A 25,098-nucleotide genomic window follows, 5' to 3' on the forward strand; every position below is an offset into this window, starting at 1 on the left:
TAAAATGAATTTAATAGACTCTATAGACCATACAAATTTACCTAAACATCTGGCCATTATTATGGACGGAAATGGACGTTGGGCAAAACAACAGGGTTTTTTACGTGCTTTTGGCCATGAAAACGGAACAAAATCGGTAAAAAAAACAATTACAACTTGTGCCAAACTTGGTATTGAGTACTTAACATTATATGCATTTTCAACAGAAAACTGGAATCGTCCAAAACTGGAAGTTGAAGCCTTAATGAAAATATTAATCAATTCATTAAAAAAAGAGCTTACTACACTTCAGGAAAACAACATCCGTCTTAATGCTATTGGCAATCTTGATAAATTGCCAAAATCAGCCCAAAAAGAGCTTTTGGATGTAATTGAAAAAACAAAAAATAACACACGTCTTACGCTAACACTAGCATTAAGTTACGGATCACGAGAAGAATTGGTAAATGCCGTCAGAATCATCAGTGATAAAGTTAAAAATAATATAATTTCAATAGACACTATTGACGATTTAATTATAAATGAGCATCTTTACACGCAAAATTTACCTGACGTAGATTTATTAATAAGAACAAGTGGAGAACATAGAATAAGTAATTTTTTGCTATGGCAGATCGCCTATGCCGAATTGTATTTTACTAATGTCTTATGGCCAGACTTTAAAGACCAAGATTTATATGAGGCTATTATTAGTTATCAAAAAAGAGAACGTAGATTTGGAAAAACCAGTGAACAAATTAAATAATTTTTTAGTGTTACAAAAAAGAGTACAAATAGTCCTTACCCTACTACTTTTGGGTAGTTTTTCACAAATAAAAGCACAAGATCGAGTTCCTTTTGATCAGGGAAAAAAATATATTCTTGCTAAAGTTTCTGTCGTTGGTAAAATAAGCTTCAATGAACAAACCGTCGTTACATTTTCCGGCCTTCAAAAAGGACAGGAAATAACGGTTCCTGGTGAAGAAATTAGTGGCGCTATTAAAAAATTAGGTAAACTAGGTTTATTTGATGAAATTGCTTTTTACATTAATAAAGTAGAAAATGACAGCATCTACCTGGACTTAAACATAGTCGAACTTCCAAAATTAAACGAAGTTAAAATCGTTGGTGTTAAGAAAAGTAAGGTTGAAGGTCTTATTAAGGATAATAATTTGACAAAAAACAAAATTGTCAATGAAAACTTAATCACGACTACTAAAAATTACATCGAAAATAAATATAAAAAAGAAGGATACTATAACACAAAAGTTACTATCACAAATACACCTGACACCTTAGCCGGAAATCAAGTAAATATGCTTGTTCGGATTGACAAAGGCGATAAGGTAAAAATTAGCAGTATTGATTTCAGCGGCAACAAACAACTTACTGATACCCAGCTAAGAGCTGCAATGAAAGACACTAAGCAGAAAAATGTACTTCGTGTACTAAAAGCTTCTAAATTTATTCCTGAAAAATACAAAACCGACTTAGAAAAGGTTATATCAACGTATAAAGAAAAAGGATACCGTGATGCTCGTATTATTTATGACTCTGTTACTTATAACAAAGAGAAAAATATGCTTGCAATTAAAATTAATCTGGAAGAAGGAAATAAATACTACTTCGGAAATATTAAATTCTTAGGAAACACCGTATATTCAGATCAGCAATTAAACCGTTATTTAGGTATAAAAAAGGGCGAAACATACAATGGTGTTTTACTTGAAAAAAGAATTGCAGATAAATCAAAACCAGATGCTGAGGATATTACCAACTTATACCAAAACAACGGTTACCTATTCTCTAACATCAATGCTGTAGAGGTAAAAACAGCAAATGATACTATTGATTTTGAAATTAGAGTAACAGAAGGTCCTATTGCATACTTCAATAAAATTTATGTTACAGGAAACGACAAAACAAATGACCACGTTATTTACCGTGAGTTAAGAACTAAACCAGGAAACAAATACAGTAAAGAAGAATTAGTAAGAACAATTCGTGAAATTGGTCAATTAGGTTTCTTTGATCCGGAATCTATCAAACCAGAATTTAGAAATGTTGATGCCGGTGCCGGAACTGTAGACATCGAATACCAACTTGTTGAAAAAGGATCTAGCCAGGTCGAACTTCAGGGAGGTTACGGTGGTGGAGGTTTCATCGGGACCTTAGGACTTTCATTTAACAACTTCTCGGCAAGAAAACTATTTGACAAAGAAGCTTACAAGCCTCTTCCTATGGGAGATGGTCAAAAAATAGCACTTCGTTTACAAGGAAGTACATATTTCCAGACTTATAGTTTATCATTCTCTGAACCATGGTTTGGAGGAAAAAAACCTGTACAATTTAGCTCATCTATCTCTTATAGTAAACAATTCTTAAACAATTATATTACAAGAGATGTAGACAAAAGCAAAAGTTTTAATATTTTTACAGTACAAGTTGGTTTAGCAAAAAGGTTAACAGTACCGGATGATTACTTTGTATTATCACAATCGGTAAGTTACCAACATTATGATCTGAATAATTACAACACTGGTTTGTTTACTTTTGGTAACGGAGCTTCAAGAAACTTAGCTTACACAATTGGACTATCCAGAAGTAATAAAGGGGTTAACCCAATATTCCCAACATACGGTTCGGAGTTTAGTGTTTCTGCAAAAGTAACACCTCCTTACTCATTGTTTAACGGAATTGATTATGCTACTCTTGGTGATAAAGAAGAGTACAAAATGAAGGCTACTGCTGATGCTACAACGGGAGATGCAAATGGGCAAATGATCAAAAAAGGAGATTATCTTGATACAAGTGGTAACAAAGTAAGTACTTATCAGGAAGCTGCTGCAGATCCTGCAAAAGTTGATCAACAAAAATACAATTGGTTAGAATATTATAAAATTAAATTTAAAGCAGACTGGTACACGAAAGTTTATGGTAAATTAGTTTTAAGAACATTAACTGAATTTGGTTTCTTAGGAGCTTACGATCAGGCAAGAGGTGTAGTACCATTTGAGCGTTTTTATTTAGGAGGAGACGGAATGGCACAATACTCAATGGATGGTAGAGAGACTATTGGTTTAAGAGGTTATCCTAATAACTCATTAACTCCTGTAAACTCTAAAGGCGAACAAATTGGAGCAACTATCTATAATAAATTCTCGATGGAATTAAGATATCCAATTACCTTAAAATCATCTGCATCTATCTATGCTTTAACGTTCTTAGAGGCTGGTTCATCTTATCCGACTTTCAAAGATTACAACCCGTTTGATTTGAGCCGTTCTGCTGGTGTTGGTTTACGTGTATTTATGCCTGCATTTGGATTGTTAGGAATTGATTTTGGATATGGTTTTGATGCATTACCAGGATCTGTTACTAATAAAGCAAATGGTTGGGAAACGCATTTCATTATTGGACAACAATTTTAGAAAAATAACGTTTGGTTAAAAATCATCAAATAAAATTATGTTATGAGAAAACAATATTTATTTATATTTTTAGCCTTGATTGTAGCAAATACAAGTCAAGCGCAGACAAGGACGACGAGAATTGGCTACATTGACATGGAATACATATTAGAAAATGTTTCCGATTATAAAGAAGCTACAGCTCAATTAGAGTTAAAAGCCCAAAAATGGAAACAAGAAGTTGAAACCAAAAAGCTAGAAATAAATAAATTAAAAGAAAGTCTAAAAACTGAAAAAGCTTTACTTACTAAAGAGCTAATAGAAGAAAGAGAAACTGAAATTAAGTTTCTGGAAACTGAAATGCTCGATTACCAGCAAAAACAATTTGGTTCAGATGGAAATTTAATGCACCAAAAAGCTGCTTTAGCAAAACCGATTCAAGATCAGGTTTTCACGGCGGTTCAGGATATTGCCGAAGCTAAAAATTACGATTTTGTTTTTGACAGATCATCTGATTTAACAATGCTTTTTAGTAATAAAAAATTTGATATAAGCGATCAGGTTATCCGTATTTTAAACAGAACTGACAAACGAGAACAATTGACTAAAAAACAATTGAAAGATCAGGAAGTTAAAGAAAGTAAAGAAAATGCAATTGATGAAAACCCTGCATTAGCAGATCGTCAAAAAGCTTTGGATGAAAAGAAAGCCGCCAGAGAAAAACTTATAGAAGACAGAAGATTAGAGCAGGAAGCTAAGAAAAAAGAATACGACGACAGAAGAAAAGCTATCCAGGCCGAAAGAGAAGCGAAAAAAAATGGCACGGTTTCTGAAACTGCTAAAACAACCGAACCAGCAAAAACTGACGGTACAACAGCAAAACCAGCTACAGCCACAGCTACCGGAACTGCACCAGCAACCACTGAACCTGCCGTAGACAAAGCTGCAGAAAGACAGAGATTGTATGAAGAGCGTAAAAAAGAATTAGAAGAAAGAAGAAAGAAAATACTAGAAGAACGGGAAGCGGCCAAAAAAGCAAAAGAGGCCGAAACACAAAAAACAAATACGACCAATAATTAATTAATATTTTAAAAATGATGAAACAAATCAAAACTTTACTAATTGCTGCGATACTAATTTTAGGAGCAAGTAACACAATGAATGCACAGGCGAAGGTTGCCCATGTTGATGTTAGCGAGATTATGTCGAAAATGCCTGCTATGCTAGATGCTCAAAATCAACTACAAAAATTAAGTGGTACATATGATGCTGAATACAAAAAAATGGTTGATGAATATCAAACAAAAATCAAAAAGTATGAAGCTGAAGCTGCAACAGTAACTGAAGCTATAAACGGTGAGCGTTCTAAAGAAGTTCAGGATATGCAAAAGAGAATTGTTGACTACAGAGACAATGCTCAAAAAGAATTACAACAAAAAGAAAGTGATATCGTAAAACCATTAATGGAAAAAGTAAGAGCTTCTATCCAAAAAATTGGAAAAGCTAAAGGTTTCCAATATGTATTAGATGGTTCTTCTCTTCTTTTAGCTGATGGTCCAAACATTACTGCTGATGTGAAAAAAGATTTAGGATTCTAAAAAAAGAATACCTTATTAAAAAACTGCTCAAACCTTTAAAGTTTGAGCAGTTTTTTTTTACATTTATTTAAGATTATCATGCAATAGAATTTGAAGATTTCAGTTAAATTAGAATATAAATTTATTTTAAAAAATACTAAATTTGTACTATGACAAACAATAATCCTATCGGCGTTTTTGACTCTGGAATTGGTGGAACCTCAATTTGGAGCGCAATTCATGATTTACTTCCAAACGAAAAAACTATTTATTTAGCAGACAGCAAAAATGCGCCATATGGTCAAAAAACCAAAGAGGAAATTGTTGCGTTGAGTAAAAAAAATGTCGATTTATTACTTGAAATGAACTGTAAATTGATTGTTGTGGCTTGTAATACTGCAACAACAAATGCTATTCGTGAACTTCGTGCAGATTACAACATTCCTTTTGTTGGTATTGAGCCCGCAATAAAACCAGCAGCCACCAATTCAAAAACTCAAGTTATAGGTATTTTGGCTACCAAAGGAACTTTAAACAGCGAATTGTTTAATAAAACAGCCGAAATGTTTCAGAATACCACTATAATTGAACAAGTTGGCCATGGTCTGGTACAACTTATTGAAGATGGAAATCTGAACTCACCAGAGATGACTCAGTTACTAGAATCTTATTTACAACCCATGATTGATGCCAATATTGACTATCTTGTTTTAGGTTGCAGCCATTACCCATATCTGATTCCTCAGATAAAAAAAATACTGCCTGACCATATTCAAATTATAGATTCAGGAGAGGCAGTAGCACGCCAAACACAAAATCTTTTACGTGAAAAAGTTGGTTTTTCAGATGCCCAGAAAAGTGCACCTGAATTTTATGTCAATTCTAATCCTGCAGTTTTAAACTCAATATTAGAAAACAAATATCCTGTAATTCGAAGAGACTTCTAAACCGTTATTCAATCTTTCGTTTCACAAACCAAATTCCGTCTAAAGACAAATTAAGAGACAACTTATGATAATTTTCTTTAATTAAATTATCTGAGATTCTTCCTTTTTGTCCATACGAATAAGAAATGTTTAAACTCGAAAAAGTATTCTCTATCGGTAAATTAAGTCCAATTGAGATTGCAGCATTATTAATTCTTTTTCCGTCAATTTCCAGATAACCATTATCAAAATTTGCGCCCATCGCGTATTGCACTCTATCCCAATACTTGCGAATATTTTTTCTAGGTTTATAGGTAAACCCCAAAGCAAATCTGTCCTGATTTACAAAATCACCGTATAACTCAGATTGATTGGTATTACTCCATAAACTCTTTTCGTAATCAAATGTTATATTTAAATTGTTCTTAAAACGTTTGCTGATTCCAACGCCTATCTCTGAAGGCAAATAATAATCATCTACGTTTGAAGCAACATCAGACTCAACAGTTGTTACTACCTCATCTGTAACCATCTGAACAGTCTGTACTTTTGACGCTTTAATCTGAGCCGGTAACTTAAACGTTGATGCAATTGTAAAAGTTGAATCTATTTTATACTGTGCCCCTAATGTTGCACGCAGACCATTGTAATTTGTTTTTTTGCTAATTGCTGTAACCGAATTAACAATCAGATAACTTCGTTCATCGGTTGTGTTTCCAAATAATACAGAAGCTGATACTCCGGCTGAAAATTTCTTTCCAAATCGATATCCATACGAAAAATCAAAATTGTTTAATCCGCCGGAACCCACAGCTGTTAAATAATAAAAGTCCTGGCTGTTTGTAATGGGTAATTTTAAATTCGATATTTTAAAAGTAGCACTCGAATAGGGTCTTAATGCTACACTAAATCCCGAATTCTTAGTCACCGGAAAAGCAAAAGCAAGATGCGAAAACTGAAAATTATTTCGATTCTCTGTTCTTGAAGCACTTTGATAAGTCGACGCAATTGCCTTCCCTCCTATGTCAAACATAAAATGATTTAAAGGCATATAACCCAGCGAAGCCGGATTTAGATTATTTATAAATGTATCTGACGGCAAAGCCAAACCTGATGACCCAATTGAAGGAAGAATTCCAAAATCTGAATCATATAAACTCCCTACCCCATAAAGAGAATATGGCGAACTTGAAATACTTTGAGAAAATGAAGTCATTGACAATAAAACGAAGTAACTTAAATAAATTATTTTCTTTTTCATTTAATAGGAGATGTAATAAATTTTCAATTGAATTTTATTGTTCAGATTCTTTTGGTCTCCCAAGACAATTCGGTTGACTGTTTTATTAATTCCCGGCAATGTCAGAATAAGACTGGACCTGGAATCGCTTTGTTTTAACATTTCTTTCTGCAGGAAATTACCAACCGGAATGGTGTAACCCACATTTTCATTAAACTCGTCGCTTTTTTTATTTAAAATACCAAAAACAGCTGTTCCTGCAGCATTTTGCAGCGAACCACTAATCCTGTTTAGGTTGTCCCCCACATAAACCGCTAAAGAATCTGCCAACGGATATTGCTTTGTATATGTATTATTGACCGCTTTCAAAACAAGTTCGGCATTTACAATTGCGCCATTTTCAGAAATATACTTTAGCTGTTTGATATTTGGAAAATCGATTCGACAAGCCACCCCTGTTCCAGACTGAATAAAGCCTTGTTTATTGATTAACGAACTTGACAATGCTTTACTTGAAACAGGTAAACTCGAGAGCAGTGTTCCTGTTTTATCCAACGAAATAGAATTAAACTGTTTTGAAATATCCAAAATGGTAAAATCAACAAAATAGGATATTTCTGTATCGGCCTGATATTTTGAATAATACAGCCGTACTTTACTTGTAGCGGCATGAAAACCAATAACGCTTGAAGAATTGGATGTTGATGGTACAATAACAAGTCCTTTAAGGTATTCTGTAAAATTATCAAACCCAGTAACTTCTCTTTTTTTAATCTTTTGAAAAAGTTCACTCCCAAAAGTGTCACTCATTTTAATCACAATTGAGTCTTTTTCAAGAGGTCTGGGTTTATATGAAATTGTCCCTAGACTTTCACTATTATAAGCTAGTGCCGAATTGTTGTAAAAACTGTCATTATCCGTATTTGGCTTTACCTTTTGTATTAGTCTGTGAATATCTAACGTTTGTACTTTTGTTGTATCTCCAAAATAGTACTTATCATATTTTAAAATCATAGCAATAGAGTCAAAAACAAAGTTTGTTGCCTCTGTATCTGAACCACTGGAATTTAAGGAATAGATTGCCCCCGACACCTGGAAATAACTATTTGATTTTACTTTTCCGAAAATAGGGTCATCATAATTTCCAACTAAAATTCGGCTTTGACCCGATGTAACCAAAGAATCAAAATTTATTGTAGACATTTCGACTGAAACAGTATCAATCATAATTACTTTATTATTTACGGCTAAATAATCAGATCCAACAACAAATTCGCCAGCATCTGTATCTGTACCACATGAAAGCAATGTGATGGCAAAAAAGAACATCAATAAAAACTTGTGCATAATAAATTTTTTCAACAAATATAAAAGGCACACTTCTGCACTGCACTATAACATATACAGCCCCGTATTTTTAACCTACAGACAGCAAAAAAACATCTACAACAGAACAATCAGTACAAATTATTGTTTCGACCGCAAAAAGGAGGATTTAGTCTATCAAAAAGTGCCATACATATATATTCTTTTTTTTAAAAGCATGAGGAAACTACTTTTGAGCCAATAAATAAGTAATGAAAATAAGGCTCTTAATATGTTCGTTTTTTACCATTTCATTTTTTAGCATGAAAGCTCAGGAAACCTTTTCGGCAGATTTTAATTTAAAAACAGAATCAACTGATCAAATTGATTTCACGGAAATCAATATGGAGATGCAATACAATAAAAAAACAGATAACAAAGATCAACTGACAAATACATTTGAGTATACAAATCTGAATGTAAATTACGAATTGGGCCGTTTTACAACATATAAAAATTTGGATCGGTTTAATCAATTGAAAAACAAGACCGATTTCCTGCATAAATTTTCAAATACAACAAAAGTAAATTTCAGCTTGATACCAGTATTTAGTTTTCAGCAAAACCCGGACATTTCAGATTTTTCTATTTTAGGAAGTCTTGAAATTATTCAGCAAATAGACTCAAATATAAGTCTGGCTTTTGGTGCAGCCAGAGCAGCTGTGTTTGGTTATCCCGGATTTATACCTGTTGCATCTTTAAACTTTAAAATAAACAACAAAAGTAATTTGTTGATAGGGTTTCCGGATTCGAAGATTTCTTACTCCAATAATATTCGAAACAAATTTAATCTGAGCAATAGTTTCAATGGTAATTTCTACAATTTAGATCAGGCGATAGCTACAAATACAGCTACAAGGGCAAGCTTAGCACAGATGACATCAGCCTTTGAATATGAAAGAAATGTCGAAAAAAACTGGTTTATTCATTTTAGGGCCGGATATGATTTTAATAAAAAATACAAACTGATGGATTCTGACAATCATAAAATATATGATTTTAATTCAGGCAACGGATATACTTTGGGAGTTGGCATCAAATACAAACAATAAATAAATTTAATACACTATGAATAATTTAAAAAAAGGAATATTATTCGCAACATTGCTTTCGGCTCTCTTTTTGGTAAGCTGCAGCAACGATGACGACGACGATGATTTAATAGGAAACTGGATTAAAAAATCTGCATTTGATGGACCAGCCAGATCAAGCGCAACTAGTTTTGTTATTGGTGATTATGCTTATGTCGCTACAGGATATACCGGCGATGAATATTTAAAAGATTTATGGGCTTACAACTCTAATGGTGATTACTGGGAACAAAAAGCAGATTTTACCGGTGTTGGAAGAAGTTCTGCTTCTAGTTTTACGCTTAATGAAAAAGGATATGTTGGTCTTGGGTATGACGGAACAAACAAATTGAAAGATTTTTATCAATACGATCCCGTTAGCAATTCCTGGTCTCAAAAAACAGACTTTGCAGGAACTGCCCGTTATGGCGCACTTGGATTTCAGGTTGGTGGAAAAGCTTACTTTGGCACCGGCTATGATGGGAATTACTTAAAAGATTTTTACCAGTATAACGATCAGACTAATGCCTGGACGCTTATGAACGGGTTTAGCGGAAACAAAAGACGAAATGCTACTGTTTTTGTAATTGGAGATAAAGCGTATATAGGCACAGGGATTAACAATAGTGTTTATCAGGAAGATTTTTGGGAGTTTGATCCTTCTACTGATGTCTGGACAAGAAAACGCGATATAGACAAAGATACTGATGATGATTATACCTATAACGATGAGTATGCAATTGTGCGTGCAAATGCATCTGCTTTTTCTATGAACGGATTAGGGTATGTTGTAGGTGGTGAAAGTATCAAAACTGTTTGGGAATACAACCCATCAACAGATTATTGGACAGAAAGAACCGCAATGGAAGGAGCTACAAGAACCGATGCTGTTGGATTTGCCATCAACAATCGTGGTTTTTATATGTTAGGACGAGTTGGCTCAAGTTATTTTGATGATGCATGGGAATTTAAACCTCTGGATACACAAAGCGACGATGATAATTAATTCCAAAAAACAATTCTTCTGGAGTAAAATCCGGAAGAATTTACTGTTTATCACAGTAGTTCTATTAATTTCTTCCTGTACTCAAAAGGAAGTTTTTAAGATCCGTTCTTTCAAAACCAATACTGGCTGGGGATATACAATTACTTATAAAAACAAAACTATAATAAAGCAATCTGTTGTTCCGGCGATAAGTGACAATAAAAGTTTTTCCAGTGAAGACGATGCTTTAAAGACAGGTAATTTAGTAATTGAGAAACTCCGGAAGAAGACATCTCCAACGGTAACAAAAAATGATTTAATTTTATTAAAAATAAAATTCTAAATGAAGATCGATACCATTAAAAATACAAGTTCAAATAAAATTCTATTCCATTGTATCATATGGATTTTCTTTATATTGACTTCTTTAATTCAATTTTATGAAAGTCCTTTTAAAATCAATAATGATTTCTATGCACAATGGATTACGGGAATAATTTTGTTTTATCTGAATTATTTTTATCTGGTACCCGCTTTGCTTCTGGAGAAAAAATACTGGCTCTATTTTGTTTTTGCACTGGCCTTGATTTTTGCTTTTATGGCCATCAGAGTAAATTATTTTATTCCCGAATTCAGACACCTCAGATCAGAGAATATGATATCACCACGAATGATGCCTCAGGACGCAAAATTTTTGGAACATGCACCTCATTTTAGAAGAGAAATTCGACAACCGCTTTTTTTTAAAATTGCTCCGTCATTTTTCTATATTTTAATTATTACTATAAGTGCCATTATCAGAACATTGTCTGAGTTTTACAACAATCAGCAAAACAAATTAATTGCCGAAACACATAGAACAAATACTGAATTGATTTATTTGCGTAAACAAACCAATCCGCATTTTTTATTCAACTCTTTAAACAGTATTTATTCATTAGCACACAAAAAATCTGATTTGGTCCCTAATGCCATCGTAACATTATCCGAACTTATGCGGTATATGCTGTATGAAACTGATAACAAAACGGTGGCTTTAGAAAAAGAAATCAATTACATTCAAAATTACATCGAATTACAAAAACTCAGATTAAACAATATTGAAGATATTGTAATAAATGTTCATGGTAACACCAAAAACAAATTTATCGAACCACTGCTTTTGATTTCTTTTGTTGAAAATGCCTTTAAATACGGAACAGATTATAAAGGTGCGGCACACGTAAAAATTAAGATTTTTATTTTGGAAAATAGTCTCGATTTCTGGATCGAAAACACCATTGAAAATTATGTTAAAGATCCTGAAAACTCAGGAATTGGTTTAGTTAATATCCAAAACAGACTTGATTTACTATATCCAAATGCACATCAGCTTACTATAACACATGATAATGAATATTATCGAATTCATCTGAACTTAAATTTAGATCAAATTCAGACCGCTCAAAACTAAATATTCCCCTCTAAAAGTTAAGATTTAATTATAAAATAAAGGGCTTATTTTATGATAACTTTAAAACTTAATTAACTGGTTTAAAAGTACTTTTGAGCACCAAAACAAAATTTAAAAACTTAATTTTCAACAAATGAAATGTGTAATTATAGACGATGAACCTTTAGCGGTTGAGTTACTGGAAGATTTTGTTCAGAAGATAGATTCTCTGGAATTAATTACAACTTTCAATAATGCAATTGATGCGGTATCATTTATCAATCAAAATAATGTCGATTTAATTTTTCTCGACATTCAGATGCCACATTTCTCCGGAATTGATTTTTTAAATACAATCGAAAAAAAACCTTTAGTCATTTTTACGACTGCTTACTCTGATTATGCAGTCGAAGGTTTTAATTTGGGGGCTGTTGATTATTTAGTAAAACCAATTCCGTTTCACCGTTTTTTAAAATCAGTCGTCAGAGCACAGCAAATTTTTAATCCGGCATCAAGTATCCAGACCATTTCTGAGAACATAACAGCTCCTGAACTAGAACAGGATTTTATGTTCGTTAGAGCTGAATATGAAAATGTTAAGATGAATTTTTCAGATATTTTATTTATTGAAGGCCTAAAAGATTATGTGAAAATTTATACTACGGATAATAAATTCACACTTACCTTAATCAGCTTAATCAAATTAGAAAATTTACTTTCCAACAAAGGTTTCTCCAGAATCCACAGATCCTATATCATTAACATAAAACATGTTAAGTCGATTCAGAAAAATAAAGTTTTGATTAGTGATAAAAGAATTCCAATTAGTGAAAGTTATAAAACTGCTTTTTTCGAAAAAATCAACCTTTAATTAAATTCCAAAATAAAAAATTCCAAATACCAATAAGACATATGCATCATTGGTATTTGGAATTTTATTTTTTAAGATATTGTTCTAATTATTCTTCGTTTTTAAGCCAGCCAGAATACATAACATAATTATTTGAAATACGCTCAATTTCACCAGCAAAGTCAGATTGATCGATATCTTTTACTTTTGTTGCCGGCACACCTGCGTAAATACTTCCGGATTTAACAACCGTGTTTTGTGTTACAACTGCACCCGCAGCAATAATAGAATTGCTTTCTATCACACAATTATCCATAACAATCGATCCCATTCCTATTAAAACATTATCATGAACGGTACAGCCGTGAACGATTGCATTATGACCTATTGAAACATTATTTCCTATAATTGTTGGGTGTTTCTGATACGTACAATGAATTATTGCTCCATCCTGAATGTTAACTTTATTACCGATTTTAATAAAATGAACATCACCACGTATTACAGCATTAAACCAAACACTACATGATTCGCCAAAGGTTACATCACCCACTATTGTAGCATTTTCAGCTACATAACAATCCTCTGGAATTTGAGGAGATTTTCCGTTTACAGATTTGATTAACATAAAAAAAATTAATTAATAGCAGGGCAGTTACAATCATAACGTTCCTTTTTACAAAATAAATTAATACCCAAAGTAATTTGATGGTAACCACCAGTATCAAATTTTACATCACCAGTTACCTGTGTATAGGTATAGGCAAACATAAAATTCTTGTAATTTATACCAATTATAGGCGTAAAGTATTGCAGTTTTTGAGTTTGAATTCCGCTTCCTGTATTATACTGCGCTCCATCAAAACTTCTTCTATAAGAAAGCGCAGCCCATAAACTTCCAAAATCCATATTTTTGTACCCTTTCATATTCAAGTCAATAGATTTTTCTTTTGTCTCATCAAAAATCTGAAGCAATATCGAAGGCTCCCAGGTAAAGTTTTCTTTCTTACCAAAAACATACCCTGCACTAAATAAAAACTTCCTTATATTATCACTTTCATAATCGGTATACATATCTCTTCTGCTTTCAACTAAACCCTGAACTGTCGCATGAGCATAAAAATCGAGATAATTGTATGATGCTCCAACATCAACAGTAAAATAAGTATCTTTTTGAATCGATCCAAAAACTATCGGATCAAAAGTCCCTCCAAATTTTGTCTCGTCTAACTGATTCTGAATTATGCCTCCACTAATACCAAAAGAAAGCTGATTCAAGTCAATTTCATCTCTGGAAAACATTATATGATGGGCATAGGTTGCTTTTAATCCTTTCTGTGAATGATAACCATTTTTATCATTAAAAATAATAACTCCGGCTCCGGATCGCTCCCCTACTCTTCCATTAAAACTTAAAGTCTGCAGAGATGGCGCATCGTCCTGACCAAACCATTGTTTTCTGGCAGTTAATCTAATTTTGGCACAATTTGCCGCGCCAGCCATTGACGGGTGAATTAAATAATAATTATCTGACAAATAATCCGAATAGACAGGAATTCCTTCTTGTGAATAAGAGTAAATTGCAGTTAGACAAAAAATAATTAAAACCCTGATTCTAAATCCCATAAAAGCAAAATAGTTTAAAAATATTTTTGACTCCCTTAATTTAATACGATTTATTTGAAAAGAGTCTTAATTATTTTATTAAAAAATCAAATATAGGTATTAGTAGAAAATAACTTTAGTAAATTTGCGAAAAATTACATACCATGACAAAAATCACTATAAGAGAAACACAAAATCCTACTATATTAAAATTTGAGTTTGAAGATTTCATTACACAAAATCAAAACTTTGAATTTAAAAATATTGATGAAGCACAAGAATCGCCATTAGCACAGCAATTGTTTTATTTGCCATTCGTTAAAACAGTTTATATTTCAGGTAATTTCATTGCAATTGAAAGATATAGCATTGTAGACTGGGATGATGTAAAAGATGCCGTAGCAGAGCAAATTGCTGCATTTGTTGATAAAGGCGGGGTGATCATTAAGATCGACGAAAACAAAGCAAAAAAACAACCTATAACGGTTTATGGAGAAACAACTCCAAATCCATCTGCCTTAAAATTTGTAGTTAGCAGAATGTTAACCCGAAATGCAGTTGAATACAAAAATATTGACCAAACTGCTTCTTCTCCGCTTGCACAGGAGTTGTTTAAATTTCCTTATGTAAAAGAAATTTTTATTGATGAGAATTATATTTCGGTTACAAAGTATGAAATCAATAACTGGGACGAAATTACTTTAGAATTAAGAACATTCATTAAACAATTTATCGAAAATGGTGGAACTGTTCTGGATGAAAGCTTAATTGAAACAGCCACTAAAAATGATATTACTAAAGATGAAGCATTTGATAAATTGGATGTTACATCACAACAAATCATCAATATCTTAGAAGAATATGTTAAACCGGCTGTAGCTGCAGATGGAGGAAATATTGCTTTTGATTCTTATAACGAAGAGGACAAAACTGTTAAAGTAATTTTACAAGGTGCCTGCAGTGGTTGCCCATCTTCTACATTTACATTAAAAAGCGGTATCGAGAATATGCTAAAAAGTATGCTAAATGATGAAGGTATTAAGGTTGAAGCCTTGAATGCTTAAAAAAATAATATTAAAAAAAGAAAGCGTCCCGATTGGGGCGCTTTTTTTATGCAAGAACTTATCTGTCTAATTTTCAATAAATTATTTTAACAATATCATCATTATTCTCTAAAAAAGTTTAATATTGTAATCTAAACCAATCAATATAAAACTATGGGATTATCATCATTCTTCAAGAATTTATTTGGCTCGACCAAAGAATCTGTAACTGAATTGGCAAACAATGCCGAAAGTACTTTTGAACAAGCTAAAGAAGCTGCTGCTCCTTATATTGACAAAGCAGAAACTTTTGCAGAAGAAACAATTGCAAAAGCAAAAGTAGCTTCAGAACCAATTATTGAAAGTGCTGCCGAATACGCAAATCAGGCAAAAGATATTGTAAGTGAGTATGTTGAAAAAGCTTCTGATTCAATAGGAGAAGTAATCGATTCTGTAAAAGAAAAAACTGGCGAAATTGCCGGAGAAACCAAAACAGCTGTATCTGAAACAGTCGTTGATGCAAGCGAAACAGCTGCAGCAGAAACGGATAAAGTTGCTGACGAAATTTCTGACAAGGAATAAAACCACATTCTTTTCTTATAAAAATAAATACTTTATATTTGCAAAATAATACACCTTCTCATTTTGGGAAGGTTTTTTTATCCTTAAAAAACAATGATGAGCCCGGAACAATTAAGCACTTACGCTACAAGATTTATCGATGTACTAATAGATTATTCTCCAAAATTAATCTCTGCACTTCTAATTTTATTTGTTGGATTATATGCCATACGATTAATAAACAGAATTATCAGAAAGATAATGGTAAAGAGAAATCTGGATCCTACACTTACAAAATTCCTTGCAGATATTTTATTGTGGGCTCTCCGAATCCTTTTATTTGTAACTTTTATTTCAAAACTAGGAATCGAAACTTCATCTTTTGTTGCCATTTTAGGAGCGATGGGACTTGCAGTAGGTTTATCACTTCAAGGTTCACTTTCTAATTTTGCAGGAGGAATGCTGATTATTGTTTTTAAACCTTTTAAAGTTGGCGATACAATAGAATCGCAAGGTGTTATTGCAACAGTATTAGAAATTCAGATTTTTGTAACCAAAATGCTAACTGCAAATAATCAAACCGTTTTTGTACCAAATGGTGCTTTATCAAACGGAACAATTATCAATTATTCGATGCAGGGAGAAAGAAGAGCAGATTTAACGTTTGCAGTTTCTTATGATTCAAATATCAAACAGGCAAAAGATATTTTACTGGATGTTTTAAACAAAAATCCAAAAGTGCTTAAAAATCCTGCTCCGGAAGTTTTTGTAAAGAATTTAACCGCAAGTTCTGTCGAATTTGCTGTTCGTCCGTGGGCAAAAAATGCTAATTATGGAGCTGTTTTTTCTGAAACTTTAGAGAATTGCAAAACTGCTTTAGATGAAGCTGGTATTTCAATTCAGCCTTATACCATACAAAAATAAAACGTTTATTGTTTTTTTGATGGCTGCGTCATCATAAAATCTTTCAAATAATAAGGTTCAAAATAAGCGACATCTACAATGTCGCTTTTTTGATATTTATCGTAACTGATTTTACTCATTGCATTTGCCGAAGGGTATTTAATTCCTTCCAAAAAAACAAAGTTTTCCTTTGTCAATACCGTTTTACATTTATCAGCACAATCACCAACAAAATAAACTGTTTCATTATATTCGCTAAAAGATTCCTCTGTAATAACTTCAGCAAGAATACTTCTTTCAACTTCTAATTTAGCATTAAAAACTTCGCTGTAAACTTCCATTCTTCGGGCATCAAGCATCGGGATAATTTTTCCCTCAGAAACATTTGCCTGTGAAGCTAAAGTCTGTAAAGTATCAACCGCAATTAAGGGAATATTTAAAGCAAAACACAATCCTTTTGCTGCCGAAACACCTATTCGTAAACCAGTGTAAGAACCTGGCCCCTGACTCACTGCAACTGCTGCTAAATCCTGAACTGAAATTCCAGATTCGGCAATAACATCTTCAATAAAAACATGAAGCTTTTCAGCATGTGAATAACCTTCTTCAGCAATTTCTCTGCAAATGATGGTTTCACCATTTTTAGCAATTGATACTGAACAATTTTTGGTCGCTGTTTCGATATTGAGAATAAAAGACAAGATGGTGTGTTATTAAAAAATTATACAAAAATTAAAGCAGCAAAAATAAGGGTTAATAACCAGAATAAGAGAAATGCCACACATAAATTTGCCAATAAAAAGCCTATGTATATGATCAGTCTTTTTTCTACTGCAAAATATTTAAATTCGTCATTATAATATTTTGTTTTATAAACGCTATAATGTACCCATATCAAATATACAATCACACTAAGAGAGCCGCCAACAACACTTAAAATGATTTCTGACGGAACTCCATGCAAAGCAATTCTCATATTATAATCTACTTTTTGGGCGTTTCAGCTTTCTTAAGCTTTACCTTGTCACCAGAATTCAAATCCTTAGAAACTGTTGTATAAGGACCTGTAATTACAACATCCCCAGCTTTCAATCCCGACATTACTTCAATATTAGTATCATCCTGAATTCCGGTTTTAATAATTCTGATTTTAGCTTTGTCTCCTACTTTTACAAAAACACATTCAAATTTCTTGTCACTCTTTGGAGCGGCTTTTTTATCTTCATTAGGATCTTCTACTTTAAAATCTTTTACAGCAGTTGTATCCGATTTTACCACTACAGAACTAATTGGCACTGCCAAAACATTTGTTTTTGTTGTAGTAATAATATCTACCGTAGCTGTCATTCCAGGTCTAAAAGGTGAATAAGCACTTGGCTTTCCTTCTAACAAATCCTGATATGATTCTTTTAAAATACGAACTTTAACTTTGAAGTTAGTAACCTGATCTGATGTTAAGGTTGTACTTGCCGAATTCGAAATACTAGTTACAACACCTTTAAATTTCTTTTTCAAATAAGCATCAACTTCAACATTTGCTTCGTCTCCAATTTTTATTTTTACGATATCATTTTCATTTACATCAACTTCAACCTCCATATTATTAAGATTCGCCACTCTCAAAAGTTCTGTTCCCGCCATTTGCTGCGTTCCTAAAACACGTTCTCCCAATTCTACATTCAAAACCGAAATAGTTCCGTCTGCAGGAGCGTAGATTGTTGTGCGTCCTAAATTGTCTCTGGCTTCTGTAACTGATGCCGAAGCACTTTGTACATTATAATAAGAGCTTTGTTTTGTTGCTTTGGCTACTTCGTAAGTCGAAACTGCTTTATCCCAATCTGATTTTGAGATAACCCCTTTATCATATAAGGTTTTATTACGATCGTAATTTGCTTTTGCTTCTTTAAAACTAGCATCAGATTGTGTTAAACCAGCCTTAGTTCCTGCTAAATTTGCAACAGATCTTTCTAGTCCTGAAGTATACAAATCAGGGTTTATTTTTACTAATAAATCCCCTTTTTTAACCACCTGACCTTCTTTTACATTTAATGCAATAATCTCACCTGAAACCATCGATGATAATTTTACCTCGATTTCCGGTTGAATTTTGCCGGTTGCCGAAACCGTTTCTACAATAGTTGATGCTGCTACTTTTGAAATTTCTACTTCTTTTCCTTCATCCTTATTTCCTAAAACTCCAGCTTTCGAAAGACCAACTAAAATCGCTATTAATACTACTGCTCCTCCGACTAAGAAATAAACTGTTTTTTTTGACATAATAAATTATTTTGTAATAATTGGAACAATTGGAATTCCAAAGTAGAATTCAAGTATTTTTATTTTGAACATGTAATCGTATTTTGTTCTGATAACATCAGACTGTGCATTTGTTAACAACGTTTGAGCTTGTGTAAAATCAAACGAGTTCATCAATCCAACATCATACTTTTCTTTAGCATAATTATAAGCCTGTTGTCTTGCTTCTAATGTTACTGTCGCTGATTCGTATGTATTTAAAGCTCCTTTTGCGTTTGTAAATGCAGTATATACATTACGTTGCAAATCTAAACTTTTTTGTTCTAAATCTATTTTAGATTTCTCTAAACTTACTTTGTTACGCTCGACATTATTTCTAACCGAAAATCCGTTGAAAATTGGAACATTCAATTGAAAACCAAAATTATGTCCTTTATTATCACTAAACTGTTGAAATATTGGGTCTGGTCCTACACTGTAAGGTTGGTTATTTGAGTCAAATTTAATCTGATCACTATAACTCGCTCTTGTATTAAAAGCATAAAAACCAGAAAGAGTTGGCTGATAAGCTCCTTTTGCAATTTTTACATTTTTCTCGGCAATTTCAAGATTAGTCTGTGCCAGTTTTAATTCTGTTCTCGTCTCTTTTGCTTTATTGTAAATATCGATTGGACTTTGCGCCATGATGTTGTTTTCATCTTTTGCATTTGTATCGTCGATGACATCAAAATCTGCAAATTCTTTTAGCTGTAAAAGTTGCGCTAAACTTAATTTTGAGATCAATAAATTATTTTCTGAAACTGTAATGTTTTGTTTATCCGTTGCTATAGTAGCTTTCAGATCAAATAAATCTCCTCGTGGAATCGTACCCGCACTAACCATTTCTTCAGAACGTTTTAAACGTTTTTCATCAATTGCTAATTGTTCTGTTTTTACCTTCAAATCTTCTTTATAACCCAGGATCTGAAGAAAAGCATTAGCAACATTCAATGAAATATCTTCCTGCATTTTCAATAGTTGATATTGAGATGCAATAATAGCTAATTTCGCCCTGCGATAGGTATTTTGATTTTGAAGACCTTTATAAATATCAACTCCCGCATTAATACCAACTGATGAATACTGAGTGGTCTGATTACGTAAAAGACCTGTTGTAACATCCTGGTTTAAACCAATGTTCCAGGAGTGCGAAGCGTTTCCGCTTGCCGATGGAAGATAGTTTCCTAATGCTCCCTTTTTATCAATATCAGCATTTTTTACATCCAGTTCTGATAGTTTAATTGTAATATTATTATCCAGTGCATATCTTACACATTCTTCAAGTGTCCATTGTTTTGTTTGTGCCTGGCCTGATAATGTAAACCCAAAAAGCATGGCAAAAACAAGACTATTATATTTATTTATTTTCATATATTTTGAATGAAAGCACAGTAAAAAACCATGCAAATTTAACATTTTAAAAACCCTAAAAACTCGCTATTTGATCAAACTATTTTTTCTCTCCTTGTCCTTCTGTGATCAAACCCTGATTCCAGATTTTAATCTTATCTGAATCTTTAAGACCGCTTTTAACCTGAACATAGATTCCATCACTTACCCCCAGAACAAGATCTCTTCTTTGAAATTTCTGTGGACTAGTTTCTACTTCTACATATGGTTTTTGAGTTTTTTTGTCAAATTGTACCAATGATTCTTTAATTGCCATAACCTTATCTGCTTTTTCTAATATGATAGAAGCATTTGCACTTAATCCGGCTCTGATAAAGGTTTCATCTCTATTTTGTAAAGAAGCTTTAATTTCAAACTGAATAGCTCCATTTTCTGTAACTCCTTTTGGTGCAATATCTGTTAAAGCCGCATCAAATTTTTTATTTTCAATGGCTCCAATTGTAATTTCGATAGGCATTTTTTCTTTGATTTTACCCACCTCAGATTCGTCAATTTTTCCAATAAAAATCATTCTTCCAACATCGGCAACACTTGCAATTGTAGTTCCTTCGTTAAAATTATTACTTTCAATAACCTGATTTCCAACTTTTACAGGAACCGCCAATACCATTCCGTTTACCGTAGAACGGATTAATGTATTTGCATAATTTCCTAATGATGTCGTTGTTCCGGTTTTTACAATATCCAAACTTTGTTTTGCTGCCAGATAATTTTGTTTTGCCTGTTTGTAAGCCAATTGGGCTGCATCAAAATCATTGGCAGAAATTACATCTTTATCAAACAATGTTTTTTGTCTTTGATAAATTTTCTCCTGATTATCTAAAGCAATCTTAGCAGTTTGTACTTGGTTTTGAGTACTACTTACATTCGATACGTTGGCCACAACTCTAATTTTTGCAATCATGTCGCCAGCTTTAATTTTCTCACCTGCTTTGATATACACTTCTTCGATAATACCTGAGATATTTGGTTTGATGAGGACTTCTTCATCAGGCTGAATGTTACCGGTTGCAATGGTGTTTTTAACTATCGTTTTAATCTCTGCCTTTTCTGTTTTAAAAATAATTGGCGACTCTTGATTTTTTGCATATAAATAATAAAGTGCGCCAAAGAAAACTATAGCTATAAAGATTAAAATGGTTACGGTTACTCCTTTTTTCATTTTGTTTTTTAGTTTAATTCGATTTTATTTTGATTGATAATTTATTCTGTTCTTAATGCATCGACCGGTTTTACATTTATCGCGGTCTGTGCTGGTATAAATCCGGCAAGCAAACCAGATCCGACCAATATTAATAGGGCAACAAATACAACTCCTAAATCTACACTCGGATTCGCAAACATCGTATTACTTTCCGGGGGCATTGAATCCAAAACCATATTTAGTATAGCAATAATACCGGTTGCAACTGCTATTCCAAGCATTCCTGAAATAATAGTTAAAAATATCGATTCTGATAAAATTTGTCCGCGTATTGCCGCTGGTGTAGCTCCTAAAGCTCTTCTAATTCCAATTTCTTTAGTTCGTTCTTTAACTACAATAAGCATAATATTAGATATCCCGATAACTCCTGAAATCAAAACTAATGTTCCAACGAAGTAGGCGATGATTTTTAGGATATTAAATAAACTTTGCACTTTATTAAACTGTTCATATAAATCAAAATTACCTACCGCTCTGTCATCAGTCGGATTTACAGAATGCAATGCTTTTATCAATTCCAGAATTTTTGGTTTTAAATCGGTAATGGAAGTTTCATCCTTTGCAGTAAGCGCCATCCAGCCTACTTTATCTCCAAAATTAAAAGCTTGCTGAAAAGTGGTAAACGGAATAAAAATATTTTTTTGTTCCTGTTCTGCATTTCCTCCCTGCTGTTTGGATTTATAAACTCCAACAACCATAAAATTGATACTGTTTATTTTAATATAAGTTCCAACAGCCTCTTCTTCTTTTCCATAAAGTTCACTGATTACTCCTTTTCCAATAACACAAACTTTTCTTTTTTCTATAATATCCTGCTGATTAACAAATCGGCCTTTAATGATATCCATTGGCTGTTGTTTAATCAATTCAGGATAATCCCCATAAATAGTAAAAGCAGATGTTTTTGTACCCCGAACAACATTATTTGTCCCGTTAAAATCACCTAATTGATTCCTTGGCGAAACGTATAGCAAATCTGGCAAGGCCGCTTTTAAAGCTGTAACGTCACTATTTCTGAAATCATAACGGCGTGTTTTAGGCAAACCTTTGTAAGCCTTTGATGTTGTCTGACTCCACATAAACATAGTGTTAGTGGCAATCCCGTCAAATCCTTTTTTAATACCATTTTCCAGACCGTTTCCTGCAGCCAGCAAAATCACCAAAATAAAGATTCCCCAAAAAACACCAAATGCCGTCAGAATAGTCCTGAAAGGATTTGCCGTCAAGGCCTGTAAAATTTCTTCCCAATTATCTTTCTTAAACATAATTATTCGTCTCTAAGTGCTACAATAGGTTTAATCTTGGCAGCTCGGTATGCCGGAAAAAATCCAGCCAGTGCACCGGCAAATACTAATAAAACCAGTGTTGTTAAAGCTACATTAAAATCAACCTGCGGATTCTGAAAATATTCACTCTGTACCATTGGCCCCACAAACTCTAATAATAAAAGACTTGCCAATAGTCCAACAAAACCTGCTATCGTGGTAATAAAAATAGACTCATGAAGGATCATGGTAATAATAGAAAGCGGAGAGGCTCCTAATGCTTTACGAATGCCTATTTCTTTTGTTCTTTCTTTTACAATGATTAGCATTATATTACTAACTCCAACAACTCCGGCAATAATAGTACAAATACCAACCCACCAAAAGAAAAGTCTGATATACAAATTTAAGTCATAAAACTGCTTTGCATCTTTTACTGAGTTATAAACTCCTACTCCGCCATCATCATCCGGCGCTACAATATTTTTGCTTTTAAGCAAATCTTTTAGATCCTGCGTAAACTTTTCAGATTGCGCCAAAGCTTCATCATAATCATTTGTCTTTTTTAATGTAAAAAACAAATTACTAATTTTATCTCCGCCTCCAAAAGTTCTCTGCACGGTAGTCAAAGGCAAATATGCTCTGGTTTCTTCTCTTTCTCCCCCGGGTCTGTAAAAACACCAACTACTTTAAAATTGATTTTATTGATCTGAATTTCTTCTCCTATTGCATCTTTATCCTTCAACAAATCATTTTTCAATTTCATTCCAATCACAGCGACCTTTTCGTTATTTTTTAAATCTTTACTATTTATATAACGTCCCTGAACTATTGTTAGATTTTCTATTCCGCCATAATCAGGATCCACTCCTCTATATTGATAACTTCCGGATTCTTTTCCATAAGAAAAAGGTGCCCCCCAATAATTTTGTGTCGAAGCTCTTAAATCTAATTTATCTTCAAATTTCTTAACTGATTGTGAATAATCACTATTTCGAAACTGAATTTGTCTTCCCGGGTTAAGTCCTTTATACTCTTTTGTTGTCATACCGGACCAAACCTCAATAATTCCCGCAGCATCCCGCTCGAACTGTTTTTCAATACCGTTTTGAAGTCCTTTTCCCGCTCCAAGCAAAATCACAAGAATAAAAATTCCCGATGCTACTGAAATTCCGGTTAAAAAAGTTCTTAGCCGGTTTTTGGAGATTGCATCAAATATTTCCTGCCAACGCTCAATATTAAACATAAGATGAAGCTCTAATTTGTTCTACCTTTTTATCGTCGATAATTAATCCGTCTTTCAGGACCACATTTCTTTTGCACATTGCGGCAATATCAGGTTCATGGGTAACAATCAAAATTGTTTTTCCTTCATCATTAATTCCCTGAATAAGTTCCATTACTTCATAAGAAGTTTTAGTATCCAAAGCTCCGGTAGGTTCATCTGCAAGCAAAACTTTTGGATTTGAAGCTAACGCTCTGGCAATTGCAACACGCTGTTTTTGACCTCCTGAAAGTTCATTTGGCAAATGATGAGAATGTGATCCTAACCCCACTTTCTCCAGATATTTCATTGCAATGTCGTAACGTTCTTTTCTTTTTATTCCCTGATAATACAATGGCATTGCCACATTATCCAGAGCGCTTTTATAATTAATCAAATTAAATGATTGAAAAACAAAACCTAAAAATTTATTTCTGTATTTAGAAGCGATAGTTTCGTTAAGCTTTTTAATAGGCGTTTTATCCAAAGTATAACTCCCTGAATCTGCTTCATCCAAGATTCCCAAAATATTTAGAAGCGTAGATTTTCCAGACCCGGAAGATCCCATAATAGCAACCAATTCGCCTTCTTCAATATTAAAATTTATTCCTTTTAACACATGCAATTCTGAACTGCCCATTTTATAGGATTTGTGCAAATCTTTGATTTCAATCATGGTATTGTTAAATTTTTAAACAATAATAATATTTTTTA

The 25,098-nt window shown here is 33.0% G+C and carries 24 protein-coding genes and 1 pseudogene; 13 read left to right on the forward strand and 12 right to left on the reverse strand.

Annotated elements, in window-relative coordinates; all coding sequences use genetic code 11:
* The first annotated feature begins 4 nt into the window (after positions 1–4).
* The 5 genes from OLM51_RS19615 (at position 5) to murI (ending at position 5,913) form a co-directional block, all read left to right on the forward strand.
* Positions 5–745 carry an isoprenyl transferase gene (locus tag OLM51_RS19615; RefSeq protein ID WP_213255372.1) on the forward strand — a complete coding sequence of 247 codons (741 nt, stop codon included), beginning with the start codon at positions 5–7 and terminating at the stop codon, positions 743–745.
* Complete coding sequence (gene bamA, locus OLM51_RS19620) at positions 678–3,410, forward strand: outer membrane protein assembly factor BamA (protein ID WP_264552260.1); 2,733 nt, start codon at positions 678–680, stop codon at positions 3,408–3,410. Before OLM51_RS19615 ends, bamA begins: the two co-directional genes overlap by 68 nt.
* 42 nt (positions 3,411–3,452) lie before the next feature.
* Positions 3,453–4,469 carry an OmpH family outer membrane protein gene (locus OLM51_RS19625; protein WP_264552261.1) on the forward strand — a complete coding sequence of 339 codons (1,017 nt, stop codon included), beginning with the start codon at positions 3,453–3,455 and terminating at the stop codon, positions 4,467–4,469.
* A gap of 14 nt (positions 4,470–4,483) precedes the next feature.
* Positions 4,484–4,987: an OmpH family outer membrane protein gene (locus OLM51_RS19630; protein WP_264552262.1), complete on the forward strand. Its 504-nt coding sequence runs from the start codon at positions 4,484–4,486 to the stop codon at positions 4,985–4,987.
* A gap of 149 nt (positions 4,988–5,136) precedes the next feature.
* Positions 5,137–5,913 carry a glutamate racemase gene (gene murI, locus OLM51_RS19635; protein ID WP_264552263.1) on the forward strand — a complete coding sequence of 259 codons (777 nt, stop codon included), beginning with the start codon at positions 5,137–5,139 and terminating at the stop codon, positions 5,911–5,913.
* 4 nt (positions 5,914–5,917) lie between these two features.
* Here murI and OLM51_RS19640 read toward each other — a convergent pair whose 3' ends face one another.
* Entirely contained in the window at positions 5,918–7,153 is a 1,236-nt protein-coding gene (locus OLM51_RS19640; RefSeq protein ID WP_264552264.1) for an aromatic hydrocarbon degradation protein, read from the reverse strand.
* Positions 7,154–8,479: a DUF4270 domain-containing protein gene (locus OLM51_RS19645; RefSeq protein ID WP_264552265.1), complete on the reverse strand. Its 1,326-nt coding sequence runs from the start codon at positions 8,477–8,479 to the stop codon at positions 7,154–7,156. It abuts the gene before it with no gap.
* A 230-nt stretch (positions 8,480–8,709) separates the two neighbouring features.
* Here OLM51_RS19645 and OLM51_RS19650 point away from each other — a divergent pair, with 230 nt between their 5' ends.
* From OLM51_RS19650 to OLM51_RS19670, 5 genes are all read left to right on the forward strand, one after another.
* Positions 8,710–9,549 (forward strand): DUF6268 family outer membrane beta-barrel protein, encoded by an 840-nt coding sequence (locus OLM51_RS19650; protein WP_264552266.1) that lies wholly within the window; start codon positions 8,710–8,712, stop codon positions 9,547–9,549.
* Between the two features lie 16 nt (positions 9,550–9,565).
* A complete protein-coding gene (locus OLM51_RS19655) occupies positions 9,566–10,573 on the forward strand; it encodes a Kelch repeat-containing protein (protein WP_264552267.1) in 1,008 nt (335 codons plus the stop codon).
* Complete coding sequence (locus tag OLM51_RS19660) at positions 10,563–10,895, forward strand: DUF4907 domain-containing protein (protein WP_264552268.1); 333 nt, start codon at positions 10,563–10,565, stop codon at positions 10,893–10,895. The genes OLM51_RS19655 and OLM51_RS19660 overlap by 11 nt, the downstream gene beginning before the upstream one ends.
* A complete protein-coding gene (locus tag OLM51_RS19665; RefSeq protein ID WP_264552269.1) occupies positions 10,896–12,005 on the forward strand; it encodes a sensor histidine kinase in 1,110 nt (369 codons plus the stop codon).
* Positions 12,006–12,138: 133 nt separating this feature from the next.
* Positions 12,139–12,855 (forward strand): LytR/AlgR family response regulator transcription factor, encoded by a 717-nt coding sequence (locus OLM51_RS19670; RefSeq protein WP_264552270.1) that lies wholly within the window; start codon positions 12,139–12,141, stop codon positions 12,853–12,855.
* Positions 12,856–12,943: 88 nt separating this feature from the next.
* On the opposite strand, the gene OLM51_RS19675 is transcribed toward OLM51_RS19670, so the two are convergent.
* A complete protein-coding gene (locus tag OLM51_RS19675) occupies positions 12,944–13,462 on the reverse strand; it encodes a gamma carbonic anhydrase family protein (protein WP_264552271.1) in 519 nt (172 codons plus the stop codon).
* Between the two features lie 8 nt (positions 13,463–13,470).
* Complete coding sequence (locus OLM51_RS19680; protein ID WP_264552272.1) at positions 13,471–14,460, reverse strand: type IX secretion system membrane protein PorP/SprF; 990 nt, start codon at positions 14,458–14,460, stop codon at positions 13,471–13,473.
* 143 nt (positions 14,461–14,603) lie between these two features.
* Between OLM51_RS19680 and OLM51_RS19685 the strand changes: the two genes are divergently transcribed.
* The 3 genes from OLM51_RS19685 (at position 14,604) to OLM51_RS19695 (ending at position 16,967) form a co-directional block, all read left to right on the forward strand.
* A complete protein-coding gene (locus OLM51_RS19685; RefSeq protein ID WP_264552273.1) occupies positions 14,604–15,503 on the forward strand; it encodes a NifU family protein in 900 nt (299 codons plus the stop codon).
* 153 nt (positions 15,504–15,656) lie between these two features.
* A complete protein-coding gene (locus OLM51_RS19690) occupies positions 15,657–16,064 on the forward strand; it encodes a YtxH domain-containing protein (protein ID WP_264552274.1) in 408 nt (135 codons plus the stop codon).
* A 96-nt stretch (positions 16,065–16,160) separates the two neighbouring features.
* Positions 16,161–16,967, forward strand: a complete 807-nt coding sequence (locus OLM51_RS19695; protein WP_264552275.1) for a mechanosensitive ion channel family protein — start codon at positions 16,161–16,163, stop codon at positions 16,965–16,967.
* Positions 16,968–16,972: 5 nt separating this feature from the next.
* On the opposite strand, the gene tsaB is transcribed toward OLM51_RS19695, so the two are convergent.
* From tsaB to OLM51_RS19735, 8 genes and pseudogenes are all read right to left on the reverse strand, one after another.
* On the reverse strand, positions 16,973–17,647 hold the full coding sequence (tsaB, locus tag OLM51_RS19700) for a tRNA (adenosine(37)-N6)-threonylcarbamoyltransferase complex dimerization subunit type 1 TsaB (protein WP_264552276.1): 675 nt from the start codon (positions 17,645–17,647) through the stop codon (positions 16,973–16,975).
* Positions 17,648–17,667: 20 nt separating this feature from the next.
* Positions 17,668–17,922, reverse strand: coding sequence for a hypothetical protein (locus tag OLM51_RS19705; protein ID WP_264552277.1), 255 nt, complete (start codon positions 17,920–17,922; stop codon positions 17,668–17,670).
* An 8-nt stretch (positions 17,923–17,930) separates the two neighbouring features.
* Positions 17,931–19,223: an efflux RND transporter periplasmic adaptor subunit gene (locus tag OLM51_RS19710; protein WP_264552278.1), complete on the reverse strand. Its 1,293-nt coding sequence runs from the start codon at positions 19,221–19,223 to the stop codon at positions 17,931–17,933.
* Positions 19,224–19,229: 6 nt separating this feature from the next.
* A complete protein-coding gene (locus OLM51_RS19715; RefSeq protein ID WP_264552279.1) occupies positions 19,230–20,612 on the reverse strand; it encodes a TolC family protein in 1,383 nt (460 codons plus the stop codon).
* Between the two features lie 79 nt (positions 20,613–20,691).
* On the reverse strand, positions 20,692–21,813 hold the full coding sequence (locus tag OLM51_RS19720; protein ID WP_264552280.1) for an efflux RND transporter periplasmic adaptor subunit: 1,122 nt from the start codon (positions 21,811–21,813) through the stop codon (positions 20,692–20,694).
* Between the two features lie 41 nt (positions 21,814–21,854).
* Positions 21,855–23,120 carry an ABC transporter permease gene (locus OLM51_RS19725; protein WP_264552281.1) on the reverse strand — a complete coding sequence of 422 codons (1,266 nt, stop codon included), beginning with the start codon at positions 23,118–23,120 and terminating at the stop codon, positions 21,855–21,857.
* Between the two features lie 2 nt (positions 23,121–23,122).
* A pseudogene (locus OLM51_RS19730) lies at positions 23,123–24,366 on the reverse strand (ABC transporter permease).
* Positions 24,359–25,060: an ABC transporter ATP-binding protein gene (locus OLM51_RS19735; RefSeq protein ID WP_264552282.1), complete on the reverse strand. Its 702-nt coding sequence runs from the start codon at positions 25,058–25,060 to the stop codon at positions 24,359–24,361. The pseudogene OLM51_RS19730 and the gene OLM51_RS19735 overlap by 8 nt, the downstream one beginning before the upstream one ends.
* Positions 25,061–25,098: the final 38 nt, after the last annotated feature.

The sequence above is a fragment of the Flavobacterium sp. N2038 genome (assembly GCF_025947185.1).
Classification (GTDB): domain Bacteria; phylum Bacteroidota; class Bacteroidia; order Flavobacteriales; family Flavobacteriaceae; genus Flavobacterium.